Below are 14,647 nucleotides of genomic sequence, written 5' to 3' on the forward strand. Positions count from 1 at the left end.
TAATCATTATAAATATAATTATCCAACTAATTACGCCTTGATGCAATACAGACGCTCTTGTCAAATAGAAAAATCACTTTATGTTGCATTGCTGAACAAATGAATACAAAAATTTCACCTTTTTATTTCACGTTAATAAATGTACTACCTAAAACATCTCGCACATCGTGGATAACGAGAAAGGCGTTTTCGTCTTCTTCGTGTACGAGTTTTTTCACTCTCGTTACTTGAGACTGGGGTACAACTACATATAGCATGGTTGTATCTGTCTTAGCATAGCCACCTTTCCCGGTTAAGAGCGTTGATCCTCGACCAGTAAAGGTATTAATTTTATCACTGATTACTTCATTCTTACTAGAAATAATTGTCACGCCTTTTTTAGGGTTGAAACCTTCAATTATAAATGACGTTGCGCGCTCAGTGATGAACAGCATAATAATTGTAAATAACACGTGTTTCAATGGCAACACCATTAAAAATGATAAAACAACGATGGCATCTAATATAAAAATACCTTGTGATGTTTTCATTTCTGTGTATTTACTAATGATTTTAGCAATTACAGATGTGCCTCCAAGTGTACTACCTGTTGAGATAACTAAACCAGCACCAATACCGATGATGGCACCACCAAAGACCGAGTTAATAACAAAATTATCGATACCGAGATTAATATTTTCAGTTAAATGTAAAAAGAAAGACAATGCAGTATTTGAAACCACTGTATAAATAGCAACCATTTTACTTAAAAATTTCCAACCAATAAAAACGACAATAGTATTTATTATTAATGACGTCCACGCAGGGGATAAACCAAAGGCATACAGTAAGGAAAGTGATATACCTACCGTACCACCATCACCTAAATCTGATCCAAGTAGGAAGCAGTTTACACCTATCGCATTAATAAATGTCCCCAGCAAGCATAAGATAATATTTTTGTAGTGTTTTTTGATAAATGCTGACATTCATTCACCCCTAATCTCTTCGAAAATAAATTACTATTTAAATATAGTATGGATTATATTAAAAAGAGAGCGGAATAGAAATCTTTTATCCAAAAAAGATAACATTATCCCGCCCCTGGCACTATTAGCTAGAAAAACACACAAATTAAAACGCTTGCCTAAGAACTGCTCATTTTCTTATGCATCTTATATGAGATGGGCGCATGCATAAGTATCACTAACTCAATAAAATGGCAAAGTGGTACTTTATAGAACCAATCGTTTTTTAAGTTAAATATGCGTGTATCGTCATTCCAGATAATTACTACCAAAGTGTATATGAAGCTTACATATTAATCTACATGAAAGCTTTATTCACACAAAAACTAATTCAATTATTATAATATTAATGTGTTATATTTATCAATGCTATTTTTGCAATTTCTAAAATTGATGTATTCCACTCATGGTAAATTCTGTCGTCACGCATAGTCAAAATGTTATAATTCTATCGTTTCACCACTACGTATTTTATCGGCAATTTCATTTAGTTTTCTTAAACGATGATTTACACCAGATTTTGAAATGGCGCCTGACGACATCATTTCACCTAATTCTTTAAGCGAAATTTCTTGATGCTCTATTCTTAACTTAGCTATTTCACGTAGTCTATCAGGTAGGTTATCTAAACCGATTTCTTGATCTATTAATTGAATACTTTCTACTTGTTTCATTGCCGCACTAACTGTTTTATTTAGGTTAGCAGTCTCACAGTTGACCAACCTATTAACAGAATTTCTCATATCTCTAACAATGCGTACATCTTCAAATTTCAGTAAGGCTTGATAACCGCCAATGAGACTTAAGAAATCTGAAATTTTTTCAGCTTCTTTTAAATAAGCTATACTACCTTTTTTACGTTCTAAGTGTTTCGCGTTGAGTTCATATGCATTCATTAGATTCGTAATACCTTCTGAATGATCCTCATATAATGAAAATATTTCCAAATGATAAGAAGAAGTCTCGGGGTTATTAACGGAACCACCAGCCAAAAACGCCCCGCGCAGATAGCTTCTTTTCATTTCATCCTCGCGAATCATAGAAGCGTCGATTTCATGTGTAAAAACTCCATTTTTCAGGATACCTAGCTCATCTAATATTTCTTTAGCACGCGCTTTAATTCTACAAATATAAATATTATTCTTTTTTAATTTCATTTTCTTTCTTACAAGTAGCTCCACTTCAACATTAAACACTTTTTTTATTAACGAGTATATACGTCTTGCTGTTGTAGCATTTTCAGTTTGCACATTAATAACAAATTGTTGGTTGGAAAGACTGAGTGCACCATTCATACGTATGAGCGCACTGAGCTCTGCTTTTGCATTTGTTTCATCTACTTCGATTCTAGTGAGTTCATTTTTCATTTCCGATGCAAAGCTCATACTGCTTCAGTCCTTTCTTATCTAAGTTTAACGCTTAGGTTATCTTTTTATCGCTTAAATTCTATTGTATCCGTCTCTCTCATTGCAATCTCATAAATCATTTTAGACAAGACTTCGGTATTATGTCTAACATAGTTTTCTTGGGATACTTCTACTAAATTAGGATGTGTAAAAACTTTTATATTTTGTGCTTCCATATCACTCATATTACATTTAACTGGTTCAGCACCATCTTCTTTATATCGTTTTAGGACATCAGCAGTAAAATTCTGTGTACTACATATGGCATAATTAATACAATTACGCCCCATGTGATTATGTATTGCATTAACATGATCTACCGCAGTGTAACGGTTAGTCTCACCTGGTTGGGTCATGACGTTAGATACATATAATTGAGGTGCATTACATTTTAATAACGATTCGGCGATACCTTTTACGCATAAATTAGAAATCACGCTTGTATATAATGAACCAGGTCCTAGTACGATTAAATCTGCTTCTTCGATTGCTTCAACAGCTTCTTCCATAGGTTCTACATCTTCTGGTTCTAAGAATACACGCTTAATTTTCTTATTCATTTTAGGTATATTGGATTCGCCGTAAACCATTTCACCATCTTCCATCACAGCATTTAAACTTACACTCGAATTTGTAGATGGTATAACACGGCCTCTAATATTTAAAATTTTACTTAATTCTTTTACTGCATGTCCAAAATCGTCATTCATATTCGTTAGTGCAGCAATTAACAAATTGCCTAATGAATGTCCTTCAACTTGATTTTCTTTAAAACGATATTGGAACAATCTTTCAATTGTTGTTTCAGAGTCACTTAATGCTGAAATTACGTTTCGTATATCTCCTGGCGCAGGTATATCCATTTCACTTCTGATTTTCCCGGTACTACCACCATCATCAGCAACAGTGACAATAGCCGTAATATCAATTGGAAAATCTTTTAATCCACGTGCTAAAACAGATAAACCTGTACCGCCACCAATAAGTACAAGTTTAATTCTCTTCATTTTTTTGCTTCACGCCACTTTCAATATGAGCATCTCGATGACGCACATATACATTATAGTCAAAATTTTCATTTAGTTCTGTGCTAATCCGTTTAGCTAAAGCTACAGAACGGTGTTGGCCACCAGTACAACCAATAGCAATCACAAGTTGTGATTTACCTTCTTTTTTATAACCTGGTATCATAAATTTCAATAAATCCATTAATTTTTCATAAAAAATATTTGTCGTTTTCCACTTCATAACATAATTATACACCGCTTCATCGTCACCTGTTAATGGTCTTAATTCATCCACATAATGCGGATTGGGTAAAAACCTTACGTCAAACAATAAGTCTGCATCCATTGGGATACCGTGTTTAAAGCCAAAACTCGTCACATTGATATTAAACGTTTGGTAGTTACTTTGATTAAAATAGTCTCCAATACGCTTTCGAAGCTCTTTGGGTTTCATTGATGACGTATCAATTGTGTAATTGGCTAGGCTTTGAATCTCAGTTAATAAATTACGTTCTTCCTCAATTGCTTCAAGCAACGATCGCTGTCCTTGTTCATTTAATGGATGTGCACGTCTTGTTTCTTTATAACGAGAAATTAATTTTTCATTGGATGCTTCTAAAAACATCATATCAACAATAATATCTGAATTGCTTTTTATTTGATCTATTTCTTTAATTAGGGATTTAAAAAGTTCCTTTCCTCTTAAATCAATGGCAATAGCTACCTTTTGCAACGAAGGATTTCCTTGCCCCATCAATTCTACAAATTTCGGTAATAATATCGGTGGCAAATTATCTACACAAAAATAACCAATATCTTCTAAACTTTGAATTACTACAGACTTACCCGCACCTGACAAACCAGTTACCACTAATAATTCACTTTTAGTTACTTCCTTTTCTTCTCGTTGCATTGCTTTACACCATCCAAAAATTATTTTTAAATATTCCAATTTGTCGTTTATTTGCTTTAAATCAAAAAGTTAACTTTTTATTATGGTCATTTATGACCACTATGCTATCATATTATATTTTACATGAAAAAGGACTTCGGTAGTAGTTTTATCACTTAGCAAACAAATTTTACTATTAATCGTTGATTTAATCACGAATTGATAACAAAAAATAATGTGAATTAAATAAGCTTATAGCATTTTATTATCATTTTTCTATGTAAAAAAGCTAGAACGCCTCAACTTACATGAATAATGTAAGTCAGGCATTCTAGCTATGTCAGTACCTATAGATAAAGTAATCTCTCATCACTCTAAAAGCGTGTGCTTTAAAGTTATGCTTCTATAGCGTCTTTAAGTTCTTCAATATATGAAATTGCACTTTGTGCAGCAATACTTCCATCGCCTGTTGCAGTTACGATTTGACGTAAGCCTTTCGCACGCACATCGCCTGCAGCATAAACACCAGGTATTTTAGTACTCATATCTTCATTTGTTACAATATAGCCTACTTCATTTGTAATACCTAAATTTTCAAACGGAGTTGTTAATGGTTTCATACCGATATATACGAATACCCCGTCAGCATCGAATGTTTGCTCAGCGCCATCTTTAGTTGATTCCAATGTTACTGAGCCTACTTTACCATCTTTTTCATTAATTGTTTTAAGTGTATGACTCCAAATAAAATCGATTTTATCATTTTTAAAAGCGCGATCTTGTAATATTTTTTGAGCACGTAATTCATCTCTACGGTGAACAATCGTTACACTGTCAGCGAATTTTGTAAGGAATGTACCTTCTTCAACTGCAGAGTCTCCGCCTCCGATAACAAATAATTTTTTGTTTTTGAAGAATGCACCATCACATACAGCACAATAACTCACGCCACGGCCACCTAGTTCTTGTTCACCAGGTACACCGATTTTTTTATATTCTGCACCAGTTGAAATAATTACTGCGCGCGCCGTAACTTCACTGTTACCAAGGTTAATAACTTTATATGAACCTTTATCTTCGATTGATTTGATATCGCCATATTGATATTTTGCGCCAAATTTTTTCGCATGTTCGAACATTTTAGTTGATAAATCAGGCCCAGTTATCATTTCAAAACCAGGAAAGTTCTCAACTTCTTCTGTATTTGCCATTTGTCCACCTGGCATACCGCGTTCGATCATTACTGTACTTAAATTTGCACGCGATGCATAAACGGCAGCAGTCATGCCAGCTGGCCCTGCACCTACAATTGCAACATCAAAATCCACTGTTTCAGCCATTTAAATTGCCTCCTATTTATTAATTCATTATATGCATTATATACGTTTTCTTGCATTTTATAAAATTATATGCTTATCAAATAATCAATCGTCTTATTCAAACGATATGTTGTTATGTCAAACCACTCAACGACTTGTTGTTTCGTAATTTTCATATCCATACTCCGATAATACATATACACGAAAGCAGCAACATAATCATCTACGTGCGTTAAATCTGCTTTTTCAGCAATAATTGCTTCTGCTTTATCAATCCATACAATAAATAATTCTGAGTTGTTTTTCAAATAATCGATATTATATAACATTAACATGCCTCTATGAATAAAATCTAACTTATTGAGTTGTAATCCTTGGATTAGATAAGTTAAATATAATTTCTCATAATCATTCATACCTTCTAGCACAGCCCATATGTCTTGCGTTAATAAAACTTCTCGACCTTTTAATTGATTTAATAAGAAAATGCCATATAACCTATGGTGGCTATCATCACTTAACAGTAACGGTAATACTTGGTGATTAAAATAATCTTTACTTTCCTCAATTACCCATGGGGCGTAACCTACATCAACTTGCGAAATTTCTTGTAATCTAGACCAAAAATATTTGCTATCTTCAATATGATTTAAATGGAAATGATTATGGCTTAGGGCATTATACATTTGGATTGAAAGAAACTTACCTTTTCTATATAGAGGTTGTAATAAATTTTGCGAAGCTTCATATTGCTTTAAATAACAAAGTACAATACCTAATTTAAAGGATTCGTCGTCATTCATCGGTATGACTTTACTTAAGATATTTAAATAGCGCTGATATTTTTCTTTATCATTTGTGTTATATAATAATAATGTATAATGACAAAGTGCATGTACATCTGTATTGTCTTCATTAAGCAGGCGTTCGAACATGACTTTGGCAGTATCATATTCGTTTAAATATAGGTAACACATTGCAAGCAGATTTCTGACAACACGATGATCTTGAATCTCTCCATTTTGGTTCAGAACAAAATTGCGTGCTTCAGGTAATCTACCTTGTGAAAATAAATATTGAAAAATGAGCTGAATAGCGAATAGTTGACACTCGGTCTCAATCTTTTCCTCAGAATTATAAGAGACCTCAAACATGTCTTCTAATTCTTCTCTATAGTCTTCATCTTCTGCTAAAATCACGTAATTCATCCCAAATAAAAACGCTTTGTTTGCTTCGTTTAATGTGATGTTTAATTGACTAAGTTGATAATAACTATCGATTACAGATGTTTGTTTAGCAATCATTTCATAAAAAATATGTTCTGCTCTGTTATGATAACCAAGATGTGCTAAGCATTCTGAAAATTTCACTTTAATTTCAAAATCATCAAATTCTTGGGGTGACATTTCAAGCACTTTTTCATAATATTCTGCAGCCTTTTTATAATCTTGTTGTTGAAATTTTTGATCAGCTAATTTTTTATAAAAAGGACTGTCTAGTTTCATTGATATAACTTTATTGTTTTTTTGCGCCATCCATGCTCACCTCCTGTATCACTAATTATTTAAATTGCATCGGATTGCCAAATGCTAATGTATCATTTGGAACGTCTTTAGACACCACTGTACCCGCTCCAACTTTTACATTATCTCCTATTTTAACGCCAGGTAATATTGTAACATTCGCACCAATTAACGTGTTATTTCCTATATAGACACGCCCTGTTCTAAATTCATCTACTAAAAATTCATGTGTCAAAATCGTCGTATTATATCCTATCACACAATTTTCACCAATTGTTATATATTCAGGGTGTAGTAAATCTGGTACCACTTTAAAAGCAAATGACGTATGACTACCTATATTCATATTTAATAGTTTATGGTAAATCCAATATTTTAATTTAACATTTGGTAAATAGCGACAAACCTCTATAATGCATGTTTGTTTAAACATTTTAAAACCGTTTATATAACGATACATATACCATAGAGGATTTTTACCGTTTACCTTCGTCTTTTTTAAGTCACGCATTATATTCTATCACTTCACCTTTTGATTTGGCCATGTTAAAGGCCCCACATCTTTATATCTTGGTGCGTTATATTTCACTCTTCTTATAATCATAAGTATGACACCTGCAATAATAAGTACGATAGACATCACTTGCGCTACACGGATATCACTCGTAAGCATTAAACTATCTGTACGCATACCTTCTACGAAAAATCTGCCAATAGAATACCAAATAAGGTATAGTGCAAATGTATCACCTATACGTAAATGTTTTCTCAGCAAGATCAATACGACAAATCCTAAAATATCCCATACAGATTCATATAAAAAGGTTGGTTGATAATATTGGCCTTCTATATACATATTATTAATAATGAAATCTGGAATGTGAAGATTTTCTAAAACTGTTTTAGAAACTGGGCCACCATGGGCTTCATGATTCATAAAGTTGCCCCATCTTCCGATACCCTGTCCTAAAATTAAACTCGGTGCGACTACATCACCAATCTGGAATGGGTTGATATTTTTTTGCTTACAGACGATGATGCCGGTAATAAAACCGCCGATAAGACCGCCATGTATTGCAATACCCCCGTACCAAATCATTGGTATTTCTATTAGGTTTTGTGCGTAGTATGGCCATTGAAAAATGACGAAATAAATTCTAGCCACGATAAAGCCAAATATGGCACTCCAGAAGATAATGTCTACTAAAGTATCTTTATCAAATCCTATGCGTTTAATGCTTTCTTGTGCAATAAAATAACCCATTAATATGCCAACAGCAATAATAATGCCATACCAATGTACCGATATAGGCCCTAGCTCAAATGCAATTGGGTCGATGTAATTCAGTACCATTATTCATTCTCCTTGTTATTACTACCGTTACGTAATATTTCAGCATTTAAGCGATCATTGAATTCTTCAGCGGTATTAATGCCCATAATATTAAGACGATAATTCATCGCCGCAACTTCTATGATGACTGCTACGTTACGCCCAGGTCTTACTGGAATTGTTTTTTTAGTAATTTCAGTATCTAAAATACGTAAAGTTTCTTCGTTTAACCCTACACGATCATATAGTTTATCTTTATGCCAATTTTCTAAATGAATATTTAGGCGTAAACGTTTTTCAGTTAAAATAGAACCCGCTCCAAATAATGTCATCACGTTAATAATACCTAAACCTCTAATTTCTAGTAAATGCTCAATGAGTTTAGGTGGTCGACCTATTAATTCATCCTTACTAATTTCTCTAATTTCTACATTATCATCTGCTACAAGTCGATGCCCGCGCTTTATTAATTCAAGCGCTGTTTCACTTTTCCCTATGCCTGAATCACCAGTAATGAGTACACCAACGCCGTATACGTCTACAAGTACACCATGTAGAGATGTTGTGCGTGCTAATTCATGTTCTAAAAATGTAGTTAAACGACTCATCAATTGGGTCGTTGCAACTGTTGATGTAATCAATGGTGTATCAAACTCTTTCGCTGATGCCACCAATTCTTCAGGCGGTTCTAAATCTCTTGTCACGATAATCGCTGGTGTTTCTGGGCGACATAATTTTCTCATTCTACCTTTGCGTTCTTCGTCTGGAAGTAAATTATAAAATGATAATTCTGTTGTTCCTAGTAATTGAATACGGTCAGAGGCATAATGCGAAAAATAACCCGCCATTTCTAATCCTGGTCTTGAAATATCTGTATTTTTTATTTGTTTATTTAAACCCGGTTCCCCTGCAATAAGTTCAAGGTCAAAGCGTTCAATTAAACTCTTGGTTGTTAACATAAGTTCACCTCTATTAATATTTCTCCTGAATTTTCATATGTCATTATCATATCAAAAAGGAATGATAATCTATATAAAAAAGGATAAAAGGATAAAATTAAATTCCCATCCTTAATATCATACCTTATATTATTTATTAACGATATTACTAACTTTTATTTTATTTACGATACACTTAGCATTTGACATAGATTATTCAATTTTACGGATAAAAAAACTACTCTGTACATCCGGTTATGCCAGTTGTATAGAGTAGTTCCATCTCATTTATGAGAAATGATTATTTATTTCTTATTGATGCACTGTATCTCGCTCTAAGATTGGTTTTAAATATTGACCAGTATAACTTTCTTTCACTTCTGCAATAGCTTCTGGTGTACCAGTTGCCACAATAGTACCACCGCCATCGCCGCCTTCTGGCCCTAAATCAATAATGTGATCTGCCATCTTAATAACATCTAAATTGTGTTCAATCACAACGACAGTATCCCCATTTTCTACTAATTTATTTAACACTTTTAATAAACGACTAATATCATCCGCATGTAAACCAGTGGTTGGTTCATCCAAAATATATATCGAACGACCTGTAGAGCGTTTGTGCAACTCTGAAGCAAGTTTAACACGTTGCGCTTCTCCGCCAGATAAAGTAGTCGCTGGTTGACCTAAAGTAATATAGCCTAAACCAACATCTACTAATGTTTTCAATTTACGGTAAATTTTCGGAACATTTTCAAAAAAGTTTGTCGCTTCTTCCGCAGTCATTGCTAAAACGTCTGCAATATTTTTACCTTTATAAGTCACTTCAAGCGTTTCTCGGTTGTATCTTGAACCGCCACAAACTTCACAAGGTACATACACATCTGGTAAAAAGTGCATTTCTATTTTAATAATGCCATCACCTTTACACGCTTCACAACGTCCGCCCTTAACATTAAAGCTAAAGCGGCCTTTAGAATAACCTCTTACTTTTGCTTCGTTCGTTTGGGCAAAAATATCTCTGATGTTATCAAATACACCTGTATAGGTCGCTGGATTTGAACGTGGCGTTCTTCCAATAGGTGATTGGTCTATATCAATAATTCTATCAAGTTGATCGATACCTTGAATTTCATCATAATCACCAGGTTTAACTTTAGATTTATTAATTTGTTTAGCCAAAGATTTATATAGTATTTCATTGACTAAAGTACTCTTACCAGATCCAGAAACCCCTGTAACAAGCGTCATAGTTGAAAGTGGGAAGTCCACATCGACACTTTTTAAGTTATTACTACGCGCTCCTTTAATGCTGACCGCTCTATCTGTAACTTCACGGCGTGATTCCGGGACTTCTATTTTCTTTTTACCACTTAAATATTGACCCGTTAATGACTTAGCATTTTTCATAACTTGTTTAGGTGTTCCACTAGCAACAATTTCTCCACCATGGTCTCCAGCGCCTGGACCAACATCCACTAAATAATCTGCAGCACGCATGGTATCATCATCATGTTCGACTACGATTAACGTGTTACCTAAATCACGCATTTCTTTCAATGTATTGATTAAACGATCGTTATCGCGCTGATGTAAACCAATAGATGGTTCGTCCAACACATAAAGAACACCAGAGAGCCTCGAACCAATCTGTGTTGCTAAACGAATACGTTGTGCTTCCCCACCTGATAAAGAGCCTGAAGCACGGTTTAATGTTAAATACTCTAACCCTACATTATATAAAAATTCTAGCCTAGAATTAATTTCTTTCAATATTTGATTGGCAATTTTTCTATCTTGTTCTGATAATGAAATATGTTCATAATTATATAATGCATCCTTAATAGAACGTTCTACAACCTCGCCAATGTTTTTACCATCTACGTATACAGATAATGCCTCGCGGCTTAACCTTTTACCATGACAAGTTTCACATGTAAGTTCTGTCATATATTTACTCATCATTTCTCTTACTAGTTCTGAAGGGGAATCATGATAGCGTCTATTAATGTTATTTATAACGCCTTCAAAAACCATTGTACGTTTTCTGGTTTGACCGTTACGTTGTTTAAAAGTGAATTCAATTTCTTTATCTTTTGAACCATAAAGTATAATGTCCTTTTGACGCTCTGTTAGTTTTTCAAAAGGTTTATCCATGTTAATTTTATATACTTCGCATACACGATTCAACAATGTTGGATAAAAATCTGAACTCGATGACTCCCAAGCGACAATTGCGCCTTCATTCAACGTCTTATGGTTATCAGGTATGACTAAATCTAAATCCACCATAAGTTTTTGTCCTAACCCATCACAAGTCGGACAAGCACCAAACGGGCTATTAAAACTAAACATACGTGGTTCTAGCTCTCCTATTGAGAATCCACAGATAGGGCAAGCATGATTTTCGGAAAATTTTAATGCTTCTCCACCAATGATATCTACAATTAAGTTACCTTCTGCTAGTTGCAAAGCAGTTTCGATAGAGTCAGCTAAGCGTGTTTCAATGCCTTCTTTTATAACAAGACGGTCTACCACAACTTCTATCGTATGATTTTTATTTTTATCGAGGTTTGGCACCTCATTAACATCTGTAATTTCACCATCAACGCGTACACGAACATAACCTTTTTTACTAATATCATCAATTAATTTCTCATGAGCGCCTTTTCGATGTGACACTATTGGTGCAAGTAACTGTATCTTAGTACGTGCTTCCAGTTGCAATACTTGGTCTACCATTTGTTGTACTGTTTGTGATTCTATTTCAATACCATGATTAGGACAAAATGGTTTCCCAATACGTGCATATAATAAGCGAATATAATCATAAATCTCTGTAACTGTCGCAACAGTAGATCTCGGATTCTTGCTCGTTGTCTTTTGGTCAATTGAAATAGCAGGCGATAAACCTTCTATCGTATCAACATCTGGTTTATCCATTTGTCCTAAAAATTGTCTTGCATATGCACTTAAGGATTCAACATATCTGCGTTGCCCTTCTGCATATATTGTATCGAAAGCAAGCGATGATTTACCTGAGCCTGATAAACCTGTCATTACAATAAGTTTATCCTTAGGTATTTCTATATCTACATCTTTTAAATTATGGGCACGTGCCCCTTTAACTACAATGGATGGTTGTTTCATATTTGTCACCCTTCTGCTTTTAATTCAAATAACATATCTCTGAGTTCAGTTGCTTTTTCAAAGTCTAGATCTTTAGCTGCTTGTTTCATTTCTTTTTCTATATTAGCAATTGTTTTTTCACGTTCTTTTTTCGTCATTTTCTTAGGTACTTCTGTACGTTGTTGTTCATTGGTTTCATCAGTTTCAACTGTAGCACTAATCACGTCATGTATTTTCTTGTTAATTGTAGTAGGCGTAATGTTATATTTCTCGTTATATTCTTTTTGGATGGAACGACGCCGTTCTGTCTCATCTAGCGCATAACGCATAGAATCAGTAATTTTATCACCGTACATAATAACTTCCCCACCACTATTACGCGCGGCACGCCCTATCGTTTGGACGAGTGATCGTTGTGAACGCAAGAAACCTTCCTTATCCGCGTCTAATATCACAACAAGAGATACTTCTGGTATATCAATACCCTCTCTTAATAAGTTAATACCTACAATAACATCATATGTGCCTACACGTAGGTCGCGAATAATTTCAATACGCTCTAATGTCTTGATTTCTGAATGTAAGTAATTGACTTTGATACCAGCTTCTTTCATATAAGTGGTCAAGTCTTCACTCATTTTCTTAGTCAGTGTTGTAACTAAAACACGTTCATTGCGATCGATACGTTCTTGAATTTCTCCAAGCAAGTCATCAATTTGATTTTCCGTTGGTCTTACTTCTATCTGAGGATCTAATAACCCGGTAGGACGTATGATTTGTTCGACCATTTCATCGGTATGTTCTAATTCATATGGCCCTGGCGTCGCAGAAACGTATACAAGTTGTTTTGTTTTATCTTCAAACTCTTCAAACTTTAATGGTCTATTGTCTAAAGCGCTAGGAAGCCTGAAACCATGATCAACTAAAACTTGCTTACGCGCACGGTCACCGTTATACATACCTCTAATTTGTGGCAACGTTACGTGTGATTCGTCTATCATAACAAGCCAATCGTCGCCAAAGTAATCTAGTAACGTATATGGTGTAGACCCCATCGGCCTTAAAGTCAAGTGTACTGAATAATTTTCAATACCTGAACAAAATCCCATTTCTCTCATCATTTCTAAATCATAGTTTGTTCTTTGTTCAAGACGCTGCGCTTCTAACAACTTATTTTCTGCACGAAGCTCTGCCAAACGTGCCTCAAGTTCATTTTCAATGCGCTGAATAGCTGATTTCATTTTCTCTTCACGTGTAACGAAGTGGGAGGCTGGGAAGATTGCAAAGTGTTCTCGGTCTCTCAATACTTCACCTGTTAAATAATTCACTTCGCGTATACGATCAATTTCATCACCGAAAAATTCAACGCGAATACACATTTCTTCACGAGAAGCTGGGAAGATTTCTACAACGTCACCTCTAACACGAAATGTACCACGTCTAAAATCAATGTCGTTTCTAGTATATTGTACATCTACAAGTTTTTTCAGCAATTCACTTCTATCCATTTCCATACCTACGCGTACACTTACTACTAAGTCACGGTATTCTTCCGGGTTCCCCAAGCCATAAATACAACTGACACTAGCAATAATGATTACATCATCTCTTTCAAACAATGCACTCGTAGCAGAATGGCGCAATTGGTCAATTTCATCATTGATTGACGCATCTTTTTCTATGAAAGTATCTGTCGATGGGACATAAGCTTCTGGTTGGTAATAATCATAATAACTGACAAAATATTCCACTCTATTTTCAGGAAAAAATTCTTTAAATTCACTATATAATTGACCAGCTAAAGTTTTATTATGGGCAATGATTAAGGTTGGTTTGCCAACTTGTTGAATCACATTACTCATCGTAAATGTTTTACCTGTACCTGTAGCACCAAGTAATGTCTGATGCCTTTTTCCTTCATTCACGCCATCTACGATTTTTTGTATTGCTGCTGGTTGATCCCCTTTAGGATCAAAATCTGATTTCAATTTAAATGGGTAGTGTTCCATAATAACACATGCCTCCTATTGTATTTCTATCGTACGAACATAACTTAACTAGCTAATTAATCACTCGACTAATTTATTTTTGGC

At 34.4% G+C, this 14,647-nt stretch carries 11 protein-coding genes; all 11 read right to left on the reverse strand.

Going from position 1 to position 14,647, the window contains the following annotated elements:
* Window positions 1–122 precede the first annotated feature (122 nt).
* On the reverse strand, window positions 123–968 hold the full coding sequence (locus BJG89_RS11200) for a YitT family protein (protein WP_096810667.1): 846 nt from the start codon (window positions 966–968) through the stop codon (window positions 123–125).
* 479 nt (window positions 969–1,447) lie between these two features.
* Window positions 1,448–2,392 (reverse strand): DNA-binding protein WhiA, encoded by a 945-nt coding sequence (gene whiA, locus BJG89_RS11205; protein ID WP_096810668.1) that lies wholly within the window; start codon window positions 2,390–2,392, stop codon window positions 1,448–1,450.
* A gap of 47 nt (window positions 2,393–2,439) precedes the next feature.
* Complete coding sequence (locus BJG89_RS11210; protein WP_096810669.1) at window positions 2,440–3,420, reverse strand: gluconeogenesis factor YvcK family protein; 981 nt, start codon at window positions 3,418–3,420, stop codon at window positions 2,440–2,442.
* A complete protein-coding gene (rapZ, locus tag BJG89_RS11215; RefSeq protein ID WP_096810670.1) occupies window positions 3,407–4,333 on the reverse strand; it encodes an RNase adapter RapZ in 927 nt (308 codons plus the stop codon). The genes BJG89_RS11210 and rapZ overlap by 14 nt, the downstream gene beginning before the upstream one ends.
* Before the next feature lie 374 nt (window positions 4,334–4,707).
* Window positions 4,708–5,652, reverse strand: coding sequence for a thioredoxin-disulfide reductase (trxB, locus tag BJG89_RS11220; protein ID WP_096810671.1), 945 nt, complete (start codon window positions 5,650–5,652; stop codon window positions 4,708–4,710).
* Between the two features lie 65 nt (window positions 5,653–5,717).
* Window positions 5,718–7,166: a tetratricopeptide repeat protein gene (locus BJG89_RS11225; RefSeq protein WP_096810672.1), complete on the reverse strand. Its 1,449-nt coding sequence runs from the start codon at window positions 7,164–7,166 to the stop codon at window positions 5,718–5,720.
* A 25-nt stretch (window positions 7,167–7,191) separates the two neighbouring features.
* Window positions 7,192–7,665: an acyltransferase gene (locus tag BJG89_RS11230; RefSeq protein ID WP_096810673.1), complete on the reverse strand. Its 474-nt coding sequence runs from the start codon at window positions 7,663–7,665 to the stop codon at window positions 7,192–7,194.
* A gap of 9 nt (window positions 7,666–7,674) precedes the next feature.
* Window positions 7,675–8,508 carry a prolipoprotein diacylglyceryl transferase gene (gene lgt / locus BJG89_RS11235; RefSeq protein ID WP_174221771.1) on the reverse strand — a complete coding sequence of 278 codons (834 nt, stop codon included), beginning with the start codon at window positions 8,506–8,508 and terminating at the stop codon, window positions 7,675–7,677.
* Window positions 8,508–9,446, reverse strand: coding sequence for an HPr(Ser) kinase/phosphatase (hprK, locus tag BJG89_RS11240; protein ID WP_096810675.1), 939 nt, complete (start codon window positions 9,444–9,446; stop codon window positions 8,508–8,510). The genes lgt and hprK overlap by 1 nt, the downstream gene beginning before the upstream one ends.
* A 291-nt stretch (window positions 9,447–9,737) precedes the next feature.
* Complete coding sequence (gene uvrA, locus BJG89_RS11245) at window positions 9,738–12,575, reverse strand: excinuclease ABC subunit UvrA (protein ID WP_096810676.1); 2,838 nt, start codon at window positions 12,573–12,575, stop codon at window positions 9,738–9,740.
* Between the two features lie 5 nt (window positions 12,576–12,580).
* Window positions 12,581–14,566: an excinuclease ABC subunit UvrB gene (uvrB, locus tag BJG89_RS11250; protein ID WP_174221781.1), complete on the reverse strand. Its 1,986-nt coding sequence runs from the start codon at window positions 14,564–14,566 to the stop codon at window positions 12,581–12,583.
* Between the last annotated feature and the right edge of the window lie 81 nt (window positions 14,567–14,647).

It is taken from the genome of Staphylococcus nepalensis (genome assembly GCF_002442935.1).
Lineage (GTDB): Bacteria > Bacillota > Bacilli > Staphylococcales > Staphylococcaceae > Staphylococcus > Staphylococcus nepalensis.